Genomic DNA, 20,540 nt, shown 5'->3' with positions numbered 1-20,540 from the left:
TTCAGACACCCTCAAAATTGTGAGGGTTCTATCCCAGAATTTAGGTATTTATAAATGAAATAAAGACTTTATTTAACATGCCAAGGTATATTTCTCATCGTTGCAATGAGAATAAAGAACAAAGGAAGTACCCTGGATAACTAAATATTATCCAGGTTGAAGAACTATACTTGAAGTGGCCTGTATTAACTTGGACTAAAACTTAAATTCCGCCGTCACCACACCATGGAAAAGGGTGTTGTTCAGACCTGATTCGGAGAGAAAACCACCGGGAAAGATCACATTTGTCTCTAATTCCAGCGTGAAGTGTTTATTCATTTCCAACCCGGTAATGGTGCCTATCTGATGGCCAACGAATCGTGTTGTATTGTCGGCAGGATATTCTATCACCAGGGCCGGGTTATAGATGGCGTCGTTGGAGGAGAACCTCCAGAATGCCACGTAATCAAGAGATACGGTCAGTGGTCCGAATTGGGTTTCCAGGGAAGGGTGAACATCGATAAGATTGGAAGGTCCGAAACGTGCTACACGTCCGAAGTACGCACCTCGCGGATAAAGTGCGTCAAACGTGTTCAGCTTTCTGTCCTCTGCGGCTTGGTCGCCACTTATGGCTTCCGTTTTGAGACCTAAGGTTATCGGTTGGTTTAGCCACGAAACAGATTTTTTGAGATTAAAAGAGGCGGTCCATGCGCTAATCCTTTCGGTTGAAAAGCTTCCGAATTGATAGACAAATTCATTGTTGTATTGAAGCCCCTTCCATTCGCCAAAATGCCTGAATCCTAAGGAAACTCTCATGTCGTCAGCGGTACCCGGACCCCAGGATTTATTGTCCTCATTTTTATATAAAACGTAGAGGTCAGTATTGAATTTTTTAGTCCACTTTTGGGTGAAATAAATGGCGGCAAGGTATTCAGCGGTATTCAGTTCATCGTTGTCAAAAACACCCGGATTTTGACGTACCGGGACAGCAAAAAAACTGGTGACCGAGGTATTATTGTTGCTGAATTGAATTTGGACCATGTCAAATGACAGGCGGACATTAGGCCCTTCACGGATATCCATTAACCTGCCACTCCCGAGGCGCAGGTTTTGACGGCCTACAAGTATATTCCACGCATCGGTTAGGTGGTACCTTAAAAACAACTGGTTGATAGACAGCTCATCTTTATCCACCGGCGACAGGTTTTCCTTACTCCAAAGGGTACTTGAGTTAAGTTCGGCAAACCACTCGAATTCATTTCCAAGTTTCAGGTGAGCATGAAGCATAAACCGGTTAAGAAACCAAACATCATTTTGGTCCATTTCCCTGCTGAATTGTTCATTGATGAAGGATTCTGCCTGGAACCTGTAACTCCCTCCAAAACTCAGGCTGGACCGATCTCCAAAAGGGATGAATTTAACTTTGGGATAGGGGGATCCCAGGACGGAATCTCTCCGGAAGGGTAGGGTGTCATCTTGTCTTAATAACTTGAATTTGAGTTGTTTTTCCTGGCCAGAGGAGGTAAATGCGATCAGAGTAAAAGTGATGGCAATTAAACGTTTCATTCAAAACCTCCGAATAAGCAAAACGCCGGCGATTAAAAAAATAACTCCTATGACCCTGGGCCAATTGATCTGTTTCACCGGTAAATGCATCAGGCCAAAATGGTCTAGTAGGAGGGAGACGGCCATCTGGCCTGCAACTACCAGTGAGAAGGTAAGCGCTACGCCTAATTTCGGAGCAAGAATGATCACTGCAGCTACATAAAATGCTCCCAGAATACCTGCCAACCAGACTGTGGGAGGTGTGGACTTCACCTGGGGGATGCTGGTAAAGTCAAACTTAAGGACAAATAAATAGACCAGTAACCCGGCCGCGCCTATGACAAACGAAGCAAAAGCAGCAAAAATAGGTTGATGCACAGCTTTGCCAAGTTGTATATTTAAACCTGCCTGCAAGGGCAATACTGCTCCTGCTGCAATAGCGATGACAATAAGAAGGAATTGAGTTTTCATTTTTGTTGGTTGAAAAGTTTATGGTCTAAGGCATACTTTCCAGGCCCTAGTATCAGAAGCAATAAAAATGTTATCGAATACATCAGTGGTACATCTTTAACCGGCCAGGGATCTGATATATGGACTACAAAAAAGCCCATCAGTGTAATGGAAAGTACAGGGATAATGGCCGCCCTTGTAAAAAGCCCCAAGGCAATAAAGGCCGGGCAAATTACATTGGCTAATAAGGCAAAATAGGCGCTGGCTGCACTTCCTACCCCTAACGGGTCCGGTATATGCGCCAGGGTTTCCTCAAAATTTAGTGCCTTTTTTATACCATGTGTATTGAAAAGTGATAAGGAAATAAGCACCCGGTAGGCTAACAGGCTTAAATGCAGCCTGCCCGGATTAATATCAGTACTTAAAACAAGTTTTTTCAGCATCGTCGATCTTAGCTAAGAGAGTAATTTTTCAATGTCTTTGATCAGCCGTGTTATGTCCTCCTTATCGAGGCCATTGTAATATCCCCGGATCTTCCTTTCGTCATCGACCAGCACAAATGTTCCGTCGTGGATAAGGTTGGGTTCATTTCCTAGCCTGTCATCAAAAGCCATGACCTTATAGTCTTTGGATAATGCGAATACATCCGGGCCATTACCGGTTAGAAGTGACCATTGCATGTCATTGACCCCATGGTTTTCCGCATAACTTTTCAGCCGTTCAGGGGTATCGTGCTTAGGGTCAATTGAAAATGAGATAATGGCCACCCGGGGGTCATTGATAAAGTAGTCCTGAACCGTTTTAAGATGACGGGTCATTTTAGGGCAAATGGTTGGGCAACTGGTGAAAAAAAAGTCGACCACCTGGACCTTGCCCTCAAAATCCTCATGAGTGATTGGCCTGTTCCGTTGATCTATGTAGGTAAACTCCGGAGCCTGATAGTACTTTATATTCCCGGAGACAGAGTCTATAGTCATCTCACCCAAGATCGGTAACGTACTGTCGGGATTATCCCGGCAACTTAATACCACTATTGAAAGCATAATAACATTAAGGCCTGTTCTCATATTCCCATTTTTAAAGAGATGTTTTCAAGTTTTAAGGCTTCGTTCGGAATGGCGCGATTAGGCAAAGGGACAGGCTGGAAGATCACCTGTACATCTTTATTAGCATGGATCACCTCTGCAATTTCCTTTTCTATTTCGATTTGCAGGTGCACGCCATTTTGCAAGAGTACAGAGTCAAGGTCCAGTATGGGTAAAATCGTGAAGGTACCGCTGTATGTACTTTTCTTTGATCCGTTTTTATCGTATTCAAAAAAGACCCTGGCACAATAAGGCTGGTAAGGTAACTGGGCCCGTTCAAAATGTAGAATGACATGGGCCCGTTCTTTGTTGATGAATTCCTGGTAGATCTCACCGGTTTCAGAGGTTTGGACGTTTAACGGTGCAATGCAATCCTGCTTTGTCTTTTCTCTGTCCGGGAGATCGGCAACCTCATATGGATTACAAAATGCAGGGTTCAGGTTTAAATCTTCAAATTGATACCCCAGGTCATTGATGTTCAGCAGTTCTTTGATCTTGAATTCAACAGGTGTGCCATTTCCATCTGTGGCAAAAAGCCGCTTTTCCAGCCATTCCTCACCTGCAGGAAGTTTGTTTTTAGGGTTGTAAGCTTGCCAGGCCTCCCAAATTCTGTCGCAATTACCGTGATGACCATAAAATACAGGTTCGAAACCGGATTCCGTAAAGGTGGCCATTTGACCCCCTATCCAGTTGTGGATGTTGTTATGAAAAGACTGCTCCGCCAGGCCATCCAGTTGTGCCTCACCACGATTTTTTATGGCTGGGTATCCACCAAACGTTTTGTAGCTTTCTGCCCGGAATCCGGCGCCGACATTAATAAAATCCGTTGGGATGATGTCGTGTTCAGTTACCTGCCGGGTATTGTTGAATAACGGGTTACTCTCACCACCCCAGTAATGTTCAGGGATGGTGTTTTTCTTGGTCCAGTCCCAATAATGAAGGGCCAGTTTGGGTTCATTTACGGCCTTTTGAAGTTTTTGCTCCATTGACCACAGGTACAGTCTATGCCAGGGCCACACATACCAGTTGTAATGCACCTGGTTGGCGTAAATACTGGTAGCACAAAAGGTAGCATGAAGCATCCCATGCGCTGTCCAACCCATAGGGTCCAAAGGGGACCGGTCTGATCTTTTTTTCAGAATGCCTACCGCCTCTTTCAACACTTTTATTTCCGGGTCATTCACAGGAATATCGGCAATATTCTTGCGCGTAACGAGGTTACTTTGTTGCAACGGAGCCTCTTTGACCGGCTGCGTCTTTGCCAAAGAGGAGGGAAGTGCAGCCAGGCTGGTTAACCCTAAGGCTGTAAGCCCTGATTTTTGTAAAAAAAACCGGCGGGTTTCTTTAGATTTTTTTTTCATAGCATCGTCTTTGAAGTGGGTTAGTTCCTGATGTTAAAATAAAGTGGAGACCAACTATTTTTGAGGTAGAAAGGTCTCCTTACAGGTATTTCATTTATGCCTGCTTAATAAATTGTACCGCGATCACGAGCTTCACGGTATCTGCAACAACGATGCTCCCTGCCTCAGTTACAGCGCTCCAGCTAAGGTTGAAATCCTTTCTGTTGATCGCACCTTCCAGTTCGAAACCTGCTTTGGTTTGCCCGTAAGGGTCTACCACAATTCCGTTAAAGTCTGCTTTAAGTGTAACCTCTTTGGTGATATCCCTGATGGTCAAATTACCGGTCAATAGACTTCCGTTGAATGACGTGGAAGTGAATGTTATTTCAGGGAATTTTTCAGCATTAAAAAAATCGTCGGATCTTAAGTGGTTATCACGGTCTTTGTTGTTAGTGTTGATCGAACCGGTTTGTGCTGAAAAAGAGATTTCAGCATCCTGGAAATCATCTTTATCGGTATGTATTGAGGCATCAAAGTCTTCAAAATGCCCTGTAACGGTTGAGATCATCATGTGCTTTACCTTGAAAGCGATTTCAGAATGTGCGGTGTCAATGTTCCACTGCGTTTTGGTTAATGTTTCCATTTTCGTTTCTTTTTGAATTTTATAATGATGTTAATTGGTTTGATAGCCTCCGTAGAATTTTACCGGAGACCAGGCCGGAATTACTTCCGGTAATTTTGGTGACATGTCTTCAAACTCTTCGTCACCATATACTATTTCGCCACCTACTACGGTAAGTACCGACTTCAGGTCCTTGATCTGTTCTGCCGGTATGGAAAAGTAATCTTTGGATAATAGGCTGAGATCAGCATATTTACCCACCTCTAGCGTGCCTTTTACGTCTTCTTCTTTTGAGATCCAGGCACTGCCTTTAGTATATAAGTGCAGTGCATCCTCCCGGGAAAGCAAGTTGGTGTCATCAGATAATCGGAGGTCTCCTACAGTTTTTCCGGTGATCAGCCAGTACAGCGCAGGCCAGGGGTTGTAACTGGCCACCCGGGTGCCGTCCGTGCCTGCACCCACGGGAAGACCCGCTTCCATCATTTTTTTCACCGGAGGGGCTTGCTTCGCTTTTTCTGCGCCGTATCGTTCTACAAAAAATTCCCCGGCATAGGCCATTCTCGCCTGAACGGCTATACCGCCATTCAGCGCTTTAATACGATCGAGGTCTTCCATTTTAATGGTTTCGGCATGATCAAATAACCACCGTTGTTGGGCCAGTTTACCATTGGTCTCCCGGTTGACCTCTTCTATCACGTCCAGCATTTTGGCAATCGTTTCGCCATAGGTGGCGTGTATCCTGAAGGGCCATCCCTTATCCACATGCAGCTGTATTACCTTTTTTAGATCGGCCCTCCAGGTAGGTCTTTCATCGAGCAATGGTTGCGGGGCCAGAAAGTTTTCAAAATCACCTGCGCTCCAGGCTAAAAACTCTCCACCACCTTCCAGTTCGTAACCGTGTTCCAAATGGATCTCACCGTTTTGGCCGATTTCATTGGTGGCCATCCACTCCTGGAATTCGGCATATTCTGCTCCCTTGTTCTGAGGAAAAAGATAGTAAGACAGCCGGAGGGGCATTTTGCCGGCTTCCGCCAGCGTTTTGGTACCGCTATAGTCTTTTGGGAACTTGTGACCGCCGCCGCCTGCATCAATTCCGCTGGTAACACCGAAGCGGTTGAGTTCCCTGTAGAAATGTTTGGTGCTGTTGACCATTTCATCTTCCGATAGTGGGGGCAGGGAACCAATACGAGCATAAAGTATGGTAGGATTGGGTTCTGCCAGAAGTACTCCTGTCAGTTTGCCGTCAGGCCCTTTCTCAAAAGAGCTCCCTTCCGGAGCTGATGTATTTTCATCAATACCGAGTACGTTTAATCCCGCCTGATTTAACCATGCCCTGCTATACAGGAAAAGTACATAGGCAGGTACGTTTCCGGTAGCTTCGTTGATCTCTTCCGGTGTGGGGAAACGTTTTTCTTCAAACTGAAATGGGCTCCATCCGCCAATGACCCTTACCCATTGACCTTCCGGTGTTCTTTCAGCTTGCTCTTTGAGCATTTGAAGCGCTTTCTTTAGCGATTTGACGCCGTCCCATCGAAGTTCTGCGTTGAAAAAACGCCCGCCCCGGGTTAAATGGAGATGTGAATCATTGAGCCCGGGAATAATGGTCTTTCCTCCTGCGTCGATCACCGTAGTGCTGTCGCCTTTCCATTTTGAGACTGCTTCTATTGACCCGGTAGCCGCTACCAACCCATCTTTTATGGCAATGGCTTCCGCCATAGATCTTTGCTCATCCATTACAGCTACTTTTGCATTGATGATCATCATATCGGCAATCTCTGCGTGGGGCTGTTCATTGTCTTTAGCTCCCCGGCCACAGGATGTCAGCATCAGCAACAGGGCGAATAATTGTGTTAATCTCTTCATGATGTTGGAGTTTAAGCCACTGGCAAGGTTTTATCACCAGTGGCTATTGATTGATTTGAATGGAGACTTAGTGATTTCCTTCGTTCTCTTTCATCCAGGTTTGCATGGTCTTGATGTAATCGATCCCAAGACCATAAGCGCCTCCATATCGCTTGGAGATCTTTACCACATCCAGGTATTTATCACTACGCGCCCAATCCCTGTGAATTTCGAGTAGATATTGAAGTGACGTAACAGGCTTAACACCGACCTGGATCATACGAGTGATCGCCATATCGTGGGCTTCCTGTGAAGTACCTCCTGAGGCATCGGTCACTACATACACATCATAACCGTCTTCCATTGCTGATAAGGCCGCCGAAAGCGTGCATACTTCCGTCCATAAACCGGCGATCACTAACTTCTTTTTGCCGGTGGCCCCTATAGCCTTTACCACTCTTTTGTCTTCCCATGCGTTCATTGTGGTTCGGTCTATGTACTCTTTTTCATTTGGAAAATACTCCCTGATCTCAGGGAAGACAGGACCGCTGAACGACTTCTCTGCCACTGTAGTCACTACCGTGGGCACATCATACAGGACAGCAGAAGCGGAAAGTAGTCCTGTGTTATTCCTAAGTTCTTCTATGGGTTGTGACTCTACCGCAAAAGCCATCTGACTTTCATGATCTATCATTAATAGCACATGGTTGGTAGGGTTTAGAAGTTCCTTTGAAGCATTCGAAGGATCATTATCGGGGTTAGGGTTGTATTGGTCCCACTGTGCAAAACCGGTGTTGGCCATAAGAAATATAAGCGCTATGATTGATAATTTCATTGTTTTCATGTTTATGTTATTTAGGTAGTTGAAGAGTTATTGATTCATTGGGATTTCCATCAACAGTAATTCCATATCACTGTCCGCTTTAATGGTGAGTTCACTTACATCCCATATGCCCAGGCCATCACGTTTATTCAGGGCCTGGGAGTTGATCGTTGTGTCGCCATCGAGTACAAACGCATAGACACCGTTGTTTCTCGGATCATTTAGTTTATAGGTCAACTCTTTTCCCTTATCCACAGTAGCTATGTTGAACCAGGCATTCTGATGTACCCATACTCCTGCGTCATCTTTGTCAGGGGACAATACCTGTTGAAATTTATTTTTACGATCGGCGATGTCCAGGGTGATTTGGTCATACCGTGGCGTTACGCCGGTTTTATCCGGAAACATCCAGATCTGCAAAAATTTGACTTCCTTGTCCTTGTTATGATTGAATTCAGAATGTTGTACACCTGTGCCGGCGCTCATCACCTGTATGTCGCCTTGTCTGATCACTGTGGCATTCCCCATATTGTCCTTATGCGCCAGGTCACCTTCCAGTGGAATAGAAATGATTTCCATGTTTTCATGCGGATGAGTTCCAAAACCCATGCTGGCTGAAACAATGTCATCGTTGAGTACTCTCAGTACGCCAAAATTCATGCGTTCCGGGTTGTGGTAATTTGCGAAACTGAATGTATGTCTGGAATGTAACCATCCGTGGTTAGCATCTCCACGTGTGTCTGATTTATGAAGTATTGTGTTCATCGTTTTTAGTTCTTTATTAGGTAAATGATTAAATCCTACGTTCTCATTGGAGATCTCATTGCCCTTTCCCCTGGTGAAGGCGGTGGTGAGACCTGCCAATGAAAGTGTACTTCCTATGAGTGTTTTGAAATAAATTCCTTTCGTTTCATTATCAATACATTTGCTCACTCTAGGCCTATTTTCATGCCAATCTAATAAGTGTATGATAATCAGTTATTTATGAAGAAATGAGTGGATTATATATTTCTTATATGACAGAATATTCTGTTATTTGAGAAAAATACATTTATTTAAGGTCTGATTATGGACAAAAAGAAAAATGCAACTTCAACACTGGAAATAAAGGAGTGGCTTCTGGACATGCTACCTTATGAAGTAATGTGGATGAATGAATCGGGAAGTATATTGTATACAAATACCCGGTTTTGTGAGCGTGTAGGCTACTCCAAAGAAGAAATGGGCCATCTTTCCATCTTTGATATTAATACTTCTACTACCAGGAAAAGTTGGGCCAGGCACTGGAAACTGGTGAAGAAAAAGGGGAAGAATACGTTTAAGGCGACCCATCAGAGTAAGTCAGGAGAAGTATATGAGGTGGAGGTAAATGCTCAATATTTCTCAAATAACAGAAAAGAAATGATATGCGCCGTGGTCAACGATATCAGCCAATCCAGTTTTTATCAAAACCTGTTGCAAAGTACCGAGACGCTCACCGGTATTGGTGGCTGGAAAATTAACCTTCAGGACGGGTCATTCATTGTAACGGAGGAGGCCTTTCGGTTGTTTAATGTGAATGACAAGCAGGACCTTCACCCAAGTCGTATCATCAATTTTATTAAAGAAAAAGACCGTTTCAAAAAAAAGAATACGGAAGCTATTACCAAAGGTAGTCCGTTCAAAGAGGTATTTGAAACTACAGAGTCTCCGAAGCGATACATTAAAGCGCTGGCGGTACCCAAAGTAAAAAATGGAAAGGTTTTTAAAGTATTTGGAGCGTACCAGGATGTCACAGAACAAGTAAAAAAGGAGATAGATCTGAATTTGTATAAACAGGTGATCGACAATGCTGAAGATCTGATCTATCTCTACAACCGGGAAGGGAAGCTGATCCATTACAGTAATTCTGTGGTGAGGAAATTGGGTTTTAGCCGGGAGGAGCTGGACGACTTTACCATTTTTAACCTGGACCCTACCATGTCACCGGACTGGTGGGCAGATCATTTTAATGAAATTGTGTCCAGAGGGTCTGTTCATTTGGAATGGCTGGTCATGAGAAAGGACGGTACGAAGTTTCCCGTTGATATAACCGCCAATCACCTCTGCTATGATGGGGTAGACCTGAATTGTGCGATTGTGCGTGACATCACAGACCGCAAAATGCGGGACCTCGAGCTATTTGAAGCATTGCAGGAGATCAAATCGCTCAAAGTGCAGGTGGAAAATGAAAATGAATATTTACAGGAGGAGATCAGTAAGACGTTAAACAATGGCAATATTATTTCCCGAAGTGAATCTTATGCTAAAGTATTATCACTTATCCATCAGGTGGCCCCTACAGATTCTACGGTGCTTATAACCGGTGAGTCCGGCACAGGTAAGGAGCTGCTGGCAAGCGCCATTCATGATAAGAGTAAGCGCGAGGAGCGCCCGCTGATCAAAGTTAATTGTGCCACTTTGCCAAAAGAATTGTTTGAAAGTGAGCTTTTTGGGCATAAAAAGGGAGCATTTACAGGAGCGACAAATGACAAGATCGGAAAGTTCAAATTAGCTGATGGAGGCACTATCTTTTTGGATGAAATTGGGGAGCTGCCCATCGAGATGCAATCCAAACTGCTGCGTGTATTACAGGAAGGTGAGTACGATGAAGTAGGGGGTACAAAGACTATCAAGGTAGATGTAAGGGTAATTGCCGCTACTAATCGAAACCTTGAAGAAATGCTGAAAGAAGGCAAATTTAGGGAAGACCTGTACTATCGGTTAAATGTATTCCCCATTTATAATATTCCTTTAAGGGAGCGGAAAGAGGACATTCCGTTGCTGGCGCAGTTTTTCCTGGAAAAGTACTCTTTAAAAGCGGGTAAAATGTTTAAACGACTGGCAAAAAAGACAGTGGAGTCATTAATGCAGTATTCGTTTCCCGGAAATATCCGGGAGCTCGAAAACCTGATCGAAAGGGCTGTGATCATAGAGCAAGGCACTACACTGAGTCCGGGAGAATGGTTACCGAAAAACGCAGGTAATATGCCCTCAGGCAGTTTTGGGTCTTTTGAAGATATGCAGCGGCAGTATATCATTGAGGTGCTAAATCACACCCGGTGGCGTGTCAGCGGACCGAGTGGGGCTGCCATGATCCTTGGCTTAAACGCGAAGACGTTATTCGCCAAAATGAAAAAACTGGGGATTGAGAAAAAGGTAGTGCTTAAGTAAACCTGAAGTGTGTCATTATGAGATAGGAACTGCGCTCCGGATGAGATCGGTTCACCAATATTCATCCACCTGTCCCGGATGAATAATGACATTTGGATAAAGGGCCTTTTATTTTACGGACTATTTTCAGCCTGGTAGATTGGCCTTTTGGCTTTAACCCGGATCAGGTAGATCGTACTGTTGATTCCCCGCATTTTAAGCCCGGGTTAAAGTGGATAGCTATCCTTATTCTAACTTCAACCTAATCGATCTGCTATGACTGCTGATCTCCGGTGCATACATGTTTTGTATGGTCGTTATACCGTTGGTGAAGTCACCCGCATTATTTATCCGAAGATCATATTCAAAAACATAAATACCTTTAGGCAGAGATTCAAAAAAGAAGTTGGTACTGGCATCTTTAACAGATTCATAATAGCCTAACCCATCCTGCCATTTGTATTGAGATAGTGTATTGAGCGGTTCAAGTCCCGATGCACGCTGGTCTTTCATATGCATAAATTCCATATCACGATCAGACTTTAATTCAATCCTGACCCTTAGCAGATCTCCTAATTGCAACTTTGACGAATCGCTTACTGCCATAAGAACTTCACCATTTGGATCATGCAAGACTTTGAATACCTCCTTTTCCAGGTATAAGCCTGTGTTTTCCGCATTGCTGATATTATCTATTTCTTCAAAATATTGCCAGTAAACATTTCCCCAGGCCATACCATTGCCTTCATTAGAGAAGGCCACATTACCCATTTCATTAGAGATTTCTTCCTTGCTCCAATGCTGCTTATAATATCCACTACCGGCCTCTGCTTCCTGTGGCCTAATGTCCACACTACCCATTTTTATTTTCACCTCGTTGTTATATTTGATGTCCGGCCCTTTATTAAGTAATAAGGCATAAATGGCTTCTGTGGTAGACCTTGTGGTTGACCACTTATTTACTTGTTTATGTTTTAAAAGCCAGTTTTTCATCTCCATCAGATGTACACGTTCACCGTCAGAAGTATCACCGGATATTTCAGTAAAGGCTTCAATAATGAGTGACTGCGTTTCGATGGCAGATTCATTCCAATAATACCCGCCACGATTCTCTTTCCAGTACATTCCCAGCTCATCACTGTTAATACTGGTTTCTTCTAATGATTTCAATATTTTTCCGGGAATGTCTTTATTCCCCGCCCTGTGGTGCACAAGTGCGATCATTGCCTTACCCATTAAGTCAAAATCTGTCCAATATTTAGCGGATTGATCAAGATAATACCGGTATGCTGAAGTCAGTTCTTTTGGTTTTTGCTTAGTAAAGAAGCTTCTCGCATAGAGATACTGGATTTGAATGTTGTTGATATTATTTTTTCTTAGGTCACCATCATTTCCGGAGTTTTCTAACAGCCATTCATGATCTTTAATGATAGCGTGGTCCATAAAACTGATGCCGGCATTCTCCAATCGGTCATAACCTTCAAAATCAGGGTGGATACCTATATGATCCAGGTGCCCCAAATCGCTGAGTATGTGCTGGGTAATGTATCTGTTAGGGCGTGCGCTGCCGCTGAACCATGGGAAGCCACCCTGACTGAATTGCATTTGGGCCAATTTTTGAAAAGTAGCATCGGCTTCTTTGGAAGTTTTTTCGAGATCAAAAAGAAGTGCGATCCGTTTTTGCTGTTCGGTTTCATCTCTTGCCTCTCTTAACCAGGGCGTCTCCTGAATGAGGATAGATCTCAGTTCCTGGTTCTTTTCCAGCTTGCTTACTAAAGCCTCTGAAGAACTCCATTTCGAAAAGACCTCCTTTATGACCGGATATTTTGCAATAATGTTTGAGGCAATGAGGTTGGCATAAAGCCGTGCAAACGTCTGTTCAGAACATTCATAGGGATATTCCATCAGGTAGGGCAATGACTTTATCGCGTACCAGATGGGATTAGTGGTCACTTCCAGGGTTAACCGATGGTTTTTTAAGGTCGATGAAGTATTATCCGTCAATTTTTTGAAGCTGAATTGCCTTGTAGTATTACCCTTGACGGTCATCGGCAGGGTTTCTGTCACTAACTGCTTATTGGGAAGGACAGGGATCACATTTCGTTCCCCGTCGCTATATTCTCCATTTGTTGCTACTATCTTATACTCAATTGCATCATAGCGCTCAGGTATGTTCAGGAGCCAGGTCACTTTATTACTACCCTGCTCACGGATGTTACAGGTCTTTTTATGCTGGTCTAAGACTAAGAGTTCTCCGGTGATTTCTTTTCCTGAGTCAGCGTCATACAGTTGGACATTTGCCAGCGCCTGTACCGGGGCATTGGTCAGGTTCACTATTTTGGCAGAAAGTACCAGCTGATCTTTTTTTCTAACGAACCTGGGTGCATTGGGTACTACCATCAACTTTTTTTGAGTGACGGTCTGGAGCGATTTGTATCCTACCCTAAGGTCTTTGGAGTGGGCCAGCAACTGTAGTTTCCATCGGGTGAGCGATTCGGGAGAAACAAAATTGAATGACACTTCACCCTTTTTATTGGTCTTAAGCTGCGGATAGAAAAAAGCGGTCTCCCGCAAGTCGCTTCGGGCTTTGACCTGAGCAAGCATTTCATCCATCTTCTTTTGCCCTGATCTGGTAGTGATGATCACTACACCGTTAGCAGCCCTCGCTCCGTAAAGTCCGGTAGCAGCATCTGCTTGTAATACCTCCATAGAAACCACATCGGCAGATGATAACGTTGATTCTGAAACGATTTTACCGTCTACCACATACATTGGCGGGTTACTGCCATTGGTGGCCGAATTACCCCGGATCATTATCTTTGGAGAAGCTCCCGGCTCATTTAAAATTTGGACCCCTGCTACCCGGCCCGCCAGATTGAATGCTTCTTCTTCAACCACCTCAACATTTGCAACAGCGTATCCAACGGACTGTTTTTTTAACACCTCTCCGTAAGCCGTTACCACTACTTCAGAAAGCTGCTGAACATCCGGGGCCAATTGCACATCTATGACATTTCTGTTTCCCGGGTTGGCTTCTATCGATGAAAAACCTATAAAACTAAAAACCAGTGTATCCCCTTCTTTGGCAGAAATGGTATAATGACCGTCAAGATCAGTAATAGCGCCTGTAGTGGTACCTTTGATAATGACGTTTACGGCTGCCAGGGGAGAACCGTCTTCGGTTGAGGTAACCGTGCCATAAATATATCCCGAAGGCTTGTTCTTATCTATCGTTATTTTGGTAGTAGATACAGACTCTTCAAGGTCATAGAGCTGAAGCCGGGTCACATACCGTCTGTTTTTGTATTTGTTATTTCCCAGATCAAACCCAAACCAGTTGAACCTGTTATAATAGTACCTGGGTGGGTTGTAGTACCTGTAATTGAGGTTTTTTACCGTATAACGTTTTGTTCCGAAAGCGTTAGAACCGGTATTATGGCGGTAAGAATAGTAGCGATTTCCCGGATCAGGCTCAAACTTCCAGCGATGACCTCTAAATTGATCCAGAGACGCATCATACATCGAGGCCAGGAACTCTACTGCTGCACGTTCTTTTTTCTTCCCTTTAATTTTGAAGCTCCATGTTTCTTCTGATCCTGGCATGAGTTTGTCCCGGTAAGTGACGGTTTCTATTTCCAGTTTGTTGCGGGTAGTATTCACCGGTATATTCAGGGTGCCGGACCCAAAACTATTGTAGTTCACGTAATAATATTGAATGGCAAAACCTTCGGTGTCTGCACCTGTTACCTCTATGGATATTTCCTTTACCTCTTCGGACAAGTGAATAAGTTTGGTTTCCCGGATGGTATGGTTTTTATCCACCTCTACGACCACCGTCATGTCTTTTGAAGCAGTCCCTATGCTAAGTTTTACCTGGTCGCCAATGCGGTAAGAAGCTTTATCTTTCTTTACATCGATCAACTCATTATGACTTACCTTATTGGATATGGAATCAAAGATCCTGAAGAACGCTTTTGTAGTTACCTCACTGCCGTTAGTATCAATAGCAACTAATTCAGCGACATAACTTCCTGGTTTCCATCTATCATCTAACTTGATGGTATGTGTATCACCGGAGTTGGTATCAAAAACATAGGTAGTTTGTAAGTCCCCCTTGTCCCATTGTTTCCAATCTTTAGGCTGTTGATAAGGCTCATGAGGAAACCACCGGGCATAGGTTGCTTCGGTGATTACAGGCAGATCGGGGGCGGGCCAGGGACGTTCACGCAAAGGCGTCTTCGGGCCTGAAAGCTGGTATATTTCTACCTTTCCGCTGGCTGCGATCGGTTCGTTATTGAGGTTCGTGATCTTATGATTCAATGTAACTTCTTTAGCTCGAATATCCATCTGCTCGTTTACGGCCAAAGAGGCTGACAGGTCATGATAGCCGACTTTTACTTTACCGGAGGATGACCGCGTTTCTCCACTGATATCTAATACGTCTGTTTCAATAACATAGGTGAAAACGGGGAGATTATCCGGATCAACTTCAGGATCAGGAACGGCTTTAAACGATATGGAAAAATTACCTTCGGTGTCTGTTGTGCTTTCTCCTGAAGCAATTTGTTCCGGTGATACGTAATGTTTGGAACTAAAATAGGAATACCAATAGGGATATTGAGTCTGCCTTTGGACGGAGTAAATTATTTTGGCATTACTGATATTCGATCCGCTGAACGACCTTGCTTTTCCATAGACTTTCACACTGTCATTGATACTGAACGTTTCTTTCACCGGGTCGATGGTTACCTCAAAAGTGGGGCGCTTATACTCCTCTACGGATAACGTATATTCAGCCCATTCAAAATCATCGATCTCGTCCTCATAGAACGTGCTGTCCTCTTCATAATCCTGGTCTGCATAAAGCGTATACTCGCCGTTCAGGCCTTGTTGTGGTATTTCGAACTGGCCTTTGAAAGAGCCAAATTCATTTGTTTTGAGTCTCAGGAAACCCACTTCTTCGTCATTGACGTCGTCCAGATAGACCTCAATATGCTTACCGGTAACCAGGGAAGACCTGTCATTTACTCTTTGTAAAAGTATGCCCTTAAAATAAACGGTTTGTCCAGGCCTGTAAATACTTCTATCGGTAAAAAGGAATGGTTTGACGCTGATGTAGTCATCACTATTACCTGTGCTTTGACCATACGTTCTGTTGATGTAGTAGTTGCCGAAACGGACTGTGTCCCCATTGTAAAGCACTTGTGCCACAGCGTAGCCGGAGGTTTGAGTTAGAGGGAAAGAACAAAACCCGTTTTCATCGGTAGTAAGTATTTCTTGCAGTTGACGACCCGTTCCGTCATTGCGTTCGTTCTGAATATGGACCTGTACACCGGCCAGGGGTTTACCGGTAGCGCGATCTACCAGATGGAACCTTTGACGTCCGTTGACCGCAGCTTCGATCAGGGCTGCTGAAGTAGCGGTGACTTCACCATAGGCAGAGGGCACATCATTTTTTTCGAAGGTCTTGTCTGTAGAACAATGTATGACGTAAGTGCCCCGCTCAAGTGCGGGTACTAAGATCTCGGTATCGTGCTCTTTATAGTCATAGAGGTCCAAAAGCCCTGCCGACCATTGATCAGTCCATGCCAGAGATTTAATAAATGCTATTTTTTTTTGATCCCCCCGGATCGTGTCTAACCTTTCTTTTTGTGGTTGAGATAAGCGATAAGCACGAAAATACAGTGAATCAATATTGGTATAACGTACCCGTATTTTCGACGGTGCGTCCGGCAATATATATTGCTCTGTGGTTATGTCCAACGTTGGTGATAAGATATGGGCCTGTAGTTCTCTGCACTTTGCAGCGCCATCACTTTCGGGATATCTGGCTTCAGCGCTGATACATAGCTTTAATGCTTTTGCTTTATTATCATGATAAAAGTAATAGGAGGCCATATCAAATTCGATAAGGGTAGAAGCAGGATGGTCCTGGTATAAGGATGCCATTTGCCCCAGACGATGCATGTAAATACTATCACAGTCAGACGTATTCTGTAAGACATATTCAAGACGTTCAAGATCAAGGGCTACCAGGGCCGGGATATCTTTTCTTTCCTCGTGATAGCCGAGTAGGCGCAGGTACAGTTTCATTACCTCTGACTTTTCAGACAGCTTAATGGTGTCCGCTAGTTGGATCGTTCCAAACGGCCCGAAATAGGATGAGTCCAGTGCAAAGGTGTTTTTATCGGGGACAACACTTTTAAGATCTGATTTGTAAAAGCCTATGGCATCATGTACTAATAGATCTAATAATGTAGGCCTGTATGTGTCCTTATCAGATTGGCGATCTATCAGGGCATAAAATGAGGATTGGTCTTTATTCCTGAGGCCCTGCCAATGTTTTAATGACTGCTGATAATACGAGTGTATTTCCAGCAGTAAGGTCTGTGCGTCCCAGGTACGAAAATCAGTACTATCCACCTTCGTCAAGGTCTTGGTCCGGTTGTGGATCTTCCACCTGTTCTGTTGATAGTACTGCAAATACATGTTGGCGATATAGTTTTTGAGAATACTCTGACCCACCGTACTATAATTAGGTATTTGGGTCTTAAAATTTTGGATTACATTTAATTTGGCGTCCTCTTCCAGTATCAGGGCAAATTTTGATTGATATACCAGGGCCTTTATGGATTGTACCTCATTTTGGTCAGCCCTGGCATAGGTGTATATCGAATCAACAATTCTTAAGGCCGATGTAGGGAGTTGATTGACTTCATTTCGATAGACTTCCAGCCATTTGGAGCTATAATAGTCTTTTTTCTTCTGTGCAATAGCGCCGGAAGCGCAGGCAATACATAGTAAAAGGGGTATCAGACATCTCATATTCAAATAATTCACTTTAGAAAAAGAGTCACATGAATAAAGATGCAACTAAACGAGTTATTCCATATACAGGATATGAAAATAATAGACTTTAAATCTGATTGAACTGAATGAAAAACCACTAAGAACAGGCCATTCCCCGGGACTTTCGGAGCGGATTTTAGCAGATCCTTATACTTTATTGACGTGTGAACGTCGTAGCCAAAATGTTGATCGGACTTGCCTGATCAGGTTGTTATGATTTTGTTTAAGGTCGAATGGATACACATCTTATGCTCACTATTCTGCGAGGTTTGGTTACTGTAATTTAGCCTGATACCCATCTTTAAATCGACAATTTTTCGTAACTTCATTCAAAGAAATACCAGTATATCTATAGAGTGATCCGGAGACAAAGGAATTCCCTATAAGGATCAATTCCCTTTTGAAGTACCATCTGTCACAAGGCTTTACTTTTTGTTTTTTTATCACTTAAACCCCTATCAATCATGCGTAAGCTTTTCACTATTTTTTTGGTGCTGACGGGAATAATGGCTATTCCTGCTTTCGGTCAAAACGGTTACAATGTTTACATCACGGGAGAGGATCAAATATGTACAGGCAGTGGCTATGAGTATTCCGTGGTATGGGAGTATGCCGGTTCACCCGCATCACCTCCGGCCGGAGGAACGCATACATGGACGGTATATGGAGGAACGGTTTATACCTCCGGTAGTACCTATGCATTCATCGGCTGGGCAAATGATGCCGGTTTTATGTTATATGAATATACCGCCAATGGTACCTACTACTATGCCACACTGGAAGTTTCTCCTAACTGCATGGCGGGCCTCTCCACACCACCTGTTTCAAACCCTGGTCCCAATGACTCCTGCAGGCCGGGAGTAGTGGTAACAGAAGAAGTTGAGCCTGGTATAGTACGCCTGAGTAACCCTTGAGTCAAAGACGTTGTCACCTCAGGTGTTTCATAACCCGTAGTATCCGTGAACAGTAAGGAATAACTATCCCCCGCGTGTTTTGAAATTACCTGTTCTTTTTCATTACAACCTTGACGTAACCCGATGTTGAATTACGTCAAGGTTGCTTTTTTGGCCATATTAAGTATAGATGCTCAAGTCTGGTCCTGTTCAAAAAATGGAAGTTTTGCAGGAGATACAACACAATCATTTCAAATCCCAGGGCGATGATAATGTTACTGGTCAGGTATAAAGGAGTGAAGTATCGTGTATAACCTGTCCAGATAAAATCAATATTCATGTAGCAGATGACAATAAAGTACACAAGCACCACGAGGTGATATGAAATAGTGTGCTTTTTGAACGTGGATAGTATTGCTTGGCGGAAAAGCACATAAAAACCGATAAGAAACAATAACATATCCATAAACTTCCAGTCAGTCTTTATAATGGCCCCCAAAGTGCCTTTAAATTTTTGTCCATCGTTTTTAGTAAGGCATAGGTAATTTCTTTTCAATACCAGTTTAAAAGACTCAAACCAGGAGTCTTTAATATGTCTTGTACCGAGTACATTAGCTCTTATTTTGAAGTATTCATCCACCGATTCCCGAACGATCTTCACTTTTTTTACCGGCTCACTTCTCATGTGAGGGTTCAATAACAAAAACGTCCCGCATGAAACGATTAAAATGCAAACAGCAGAAATGCTGAATAGCTTTCCCCATTTTTTCAAATATACGTTTCGGTCTCTTCTCACCTTTTGTTCCTTTTTGATCCTCGCCTTGAGTTTTAGCGGTTCAACTTCAGCCCGATTGGTCCGTGGTATGCGTTTCCATAATGTGTATATAATAGCAACAGCCAGCCATAAAAGAGCAAAAAATAATGCTGCACTATTCAGCTTGGAAGATACTGCCAGTCCTAAAGACAGCCCCAGGACAATGGAATGGACCACTATTTTCCAGGTAGAGGGTGAAGTTTTGTTGACTTCTTTGATTAAGATCAAAGTAAAAAGAATGGTCAGCGCGCTAAAGCAAAAAGACGTGCTGTCCATGCCTACTGCTGTATTGACCTGGATAAATGCGGTATTAAAGAGCAGGTAAAGCCAGGCTGCGAAACCTACGATGTCATTAAAGAAGTGGCATCCAATAAAAAATACCAGGGCCAGGCTGCATAACGTGAAGAAAGCCTCAACCTCTCTGGCGATCCCGATGTACTTGGCGGGTATTCTGCTATAATACAAGTCGGGATGTTCGTTTAACGTTTCTTTGCCCTTTTCATAATAGCTGTCAAAGCGCATAGGCCCGACTCTTGCCGTGAGGTACATCCCCTTAATGACCTTGGAAAAGTTCGGCGCTTTCCATCCAAAAGTCCAAAGCATGCGATCAAACCATCGATATTCCTTTTTAGATATTTTAGATAGGTCAAGTTGGACGTTATCTTTTGTGCCTTTTTTGAATATATCCAATTTATGTTTGTAGGCATATTTCAAAAACCACGGGTCATGGGCTATTTCAGCCGTGGTACGGCCTTTGAAAAAATGATAGGTCATGATCGAAGCGCTGGCCCACTGAAGTTCATCGTAACTAGGGGACCTGGCTTCCACGTCAATATGTTGAGAACGAAATACAATAAAGCAACTGATGGCTATGACAACAGCCATTTTGATATAAAACATACTTCAATCGAGGTTTTATAGTGTATAATGGGTGAAAGCCACTATTTCAGTCGCACTTTTAGTATGTCATATCCTACATTATATCGGCATAACTAACAGACTTATAGTGGTTTTACATTAGAAACAACCTGATTGGAATGATCCCCTAGTGAAAACTGAATTTTATCCTTGTAAGGGGTTTACGACTGCATACTGCCGCTAAAGCTTTCCCCGACGGTCATAGCCTT

At 43.5% G+C, this 20,540-nt stretch carries 13 protein-coding genes; 2 read left to right on the top strand and 11 right to left on the bottom strand.

Going from position 1 to position 20,540, the window contains the following annotated elements:
* Positions 1–195: 195 nt before the first annotated feature.
* The 9 genes from FNH22_RS05795 to FNH22_RS05755 all read right to left on the bottom strand — a co-directional run bounded on the left by FNH22_RS05795 (position 196) and on the right by FNH22_RS05755 (position 8,619).
* On the bottom strand, positions 196–1,545 hold the full coding sequence (locus FNH22_RS05795; protein WP_143397398.1) for an alginate export family protein: 1,350 nt from the start codon (positions 1,543–1,545) through the stop codon (positions 196–198).
* Positions 1,546–1,995, bottom strand: coding sequence for a DMT family transporter (locus FNH22_RS05790; protein WP_143397397.1), 450 nt, complete (start codon positions 1,993–1,995; stop codon positions 1,546–1,548).
* Positions 1,992–2,417, bottom strand: a complete 426-nt coding sequence (locus FNH22_RS05785; RefSeq protein WP_143397396.1) for a DoxX family protein — start codon at positions 2,415–2,417, stop codon at positions 1,992–1,994. The genes FNH22_RS05790 and FNH22_RS05785 overlap by 4 nt, the downstream gene beginning before the upstream one ends.
* Before the next feature lie 12 nt (positions 2,418–2,429).
* Positions 2,430–3,041 (bottom strand): SCO family protein, encoded by a 612-nt coding sequence (locus FNH22_RS05780; RefSeq protein WP_143397395.1) that lies wholly within the window; start codon positions 3,039–3,041, stop codon positions 2,430–2,432.
* Positions 3,038–4,420 (bottom strand): tyrosinase family protein, encoded by a 1,383-nt coding sequence (locus FNH22_RS05775; protein ID WP_143397394.1) that lies wholly within the window; start codon positions 4,418–4,420, stop codon positions 3,038–3,040. The genes FNH22_RS05780 and FNH22_RS05775 overlap by 4 nt, the downstream gene beginning before the upstream one ends.
* A gap of 94 nt (positions 4,421–4,514) precedes the next feature.
* Positions 4,515–5,042, bottom strand: coding sequence for a YceI family protein (locus tag FNH22_RS05770; RefSeq protein WP_143397393.1), 528 nt, complete (start codon positions 5,040–5,042; stop codon positions 4,515–4,517).
* Positions 5,043–5,072: 30 nt separating this feature from the next.
* Complete coding sequence (locus FNH22_RS05765) at positions 5,073–6,884, bottom strand: amidohydrolase (RefSeq protein WP_143397392.1); 1,812 nt, start codon at positions 6,882–6,884, stop codon at positions 5,073–5,075.
* 67 nt (positions 6,885–6,951) lie between these two features.
* Positions 6,952–7,698: a hydrolase gene (locus tag FNH22_RS05760; RefSeq protein WP_143397391.1), complete on the bottom strand. Its 747-nt coding sequence runs from the start codon at positions 7,696–7,698 to the stop codon at positions 6,952–6,954.
* 36 nt (positions 7,699–7,734) lie between these two features.
* Positions 7,735–8,619 (bottom strand): pirin family protein, encoded by an 885-nt coding sequence (locus FNH22_RS05755; RefSeq protein ID WP_370513169.1) that lies wholly within the window; start codon positions 8,617–8,619, stop codon positions 7,735–7,737.
* 135 nt (positions 8,620–8,754) lie between these two features.
* Here FNH22_RS05755 and FNH22_RS05750 point away from each other — a divergent pair, with 135 nt between their 5' ends.
* Positions 8,755–10,878 carry a sigma-54-dependent Fis family transcriptional regulator gene (locus tag FNH22_RS05750; RefSeq protein ID WP_143397390.1) on the top strand — a complete coding sequence of 708 codons (2,124 nt, stop codon included), beginning with the start codon at positions 8,755–8,757 and terminating at the stop codon, positions 10,876–10,878.
* 225 nt (positions 10,879–11,103) lie between these two features.
* Here FNH22_RS05750 and FNH22_RS05745 read toward each other — a convergent pair whose 3' ends face one another.
* A complete protein-coding gene (locus tag FNH22_RS05745) occupies positions 11,104–17,682 on the bottom strand; it encodes an alpha-2-macroglobulin (RefSeq protein ID WP_143397389.1) in 6,579 nt (2,192 codons plus the stop codon).
* A 488-nt stretch (positions 17,683–18,170) separates the two neighbouring features.
* On the opposite strand from FNH22_RS05745, the gene FNH22_RS05740 reads away from it, so the two are divergent.
* Positions 18,171–18,620: a hypothetical protein gene (locus FNH22_RS05740; RefSeq protein ID WP_143397388.1), complete on the top strand. Its 450-nt coding sequence runs from the start codon at positions 18,171–18,173 to the stop codon at positions 18,618–18,620.
* A 136-nt stretch (positions 18,621–18,756) separates the two neighbouring features.
* Here FNH22_RS05740 and FNH22_RS05735 read toward each other — a convergent pair whose 3' ends face one another.
* A complete protein-coding gene (locus FNH22_RS05735) occupies positions 18,757–20,313 on the bottom strand; it encodes a glycosyltransferase family 39 protein (protein ID WP_143397387.1) in 1,557 nt (518 codons plus the stop codon).
* Positions 20,314–20,540 lie beyond the last annotated feature (227 nt).

This window comes from Fulvivirga sp. M361 (genome assembly GCF_007097395.1).
GTDB lineage: Bacteria > Bacteroidota > Bacteroidia > Cytophagales > Cyclobacteriaceae > Fulvivirga.
The sequence above is the reverse complement of the archived record's forward strand: the minus strand, read 5'-3'. Positions and strand labels throughout refer to the sequence as shown.

Bases quoted from the DNA above. Each gene is read 5' to 3' on its own strand.
- FNH22_RS05735 (WP_143397387.1), bottom strand. From the start codon at position 20,313: ATGTTTTATATCAAAATGGCTGTTGTCATAGCCATCAGTTGCTTTATT.
- FNH22_RS05740 (WP_143397388.1), top strand. From the start codon at position 18,171: ATGCGTAAGCTTTTCACTATTTTTTTGGTGCTGACGGGAATAATGGCT.
- FNH22_RS05790 (WP_143397397.1), bottom strand. From the start codon at position 1,995: ATGAAAACTCAATTCCTTCTTATTGTCATCGCTATTGCAGCAGGAGCA.
- FNH22_RS05750 (WP_143397390.1), top strand. From the start codon at position 8,755: ATGGACAAAAAGAAAAATGCAACTTCAACACTGGAAATAAAGGAGTGG.
- FNH22_RS05765 (WP_143397392.1), bottom strand. From the start codon at position 6,884: ATGAAGAGATTAACACAATTATTCGCCCTGTTGCTGATGCTGACATCC.
- FNH22_RS05760 (WP_143397391.1), bottom strand. From the start codon at position 7,698: ATGAAATTATCAATCATAGCGCTTATATTTCTTATGGCCAACACCGGT.
- FNH22_RS05775 (WP_143397394.1), bottom strand. From the start codon at position 4,420: ATGAAAAAAAAATCTAAAGAAACCCGCCGGTTTTTTTTACAAAAATCA.
- FNH22_RS05745 (WP_143397389.1), bottom strand. From the start codon at position 17,682: ATGAGATGTCTGATACCCCTTTTACTATGTATTGCCTGCGCTTCCGGC.
- FNH22_RS05780 (WP_143397395.1), bottom strand. From the start codon at position 3,041: ATGAGAACAGGCCTTAATGTTATTATGCTTTCAATAGTGGTATTAAGT.
- FNH22_RS05785 (WP_143397396.1), bottom strand. From the start codon at position 2,417: ATGCTGAAAAAACTTGTTTTAAGTACTGATATTAATCCGGGCAGGCTG.
- FNH22_RS05770 (WP_143397393.1), bottom strand. From the start codon at position 5,042: ATGGAAACATTAACCAAAACGCAGTGGAACATTGACACCGCACATTCT.
- FNH22_RS05795 (WP_143397398.1), bottom strand. From the start codon at position 1,545: ATGAAACGTTTAATTGCCATCACTTTTACTCTGATCGCATTTACCTCC.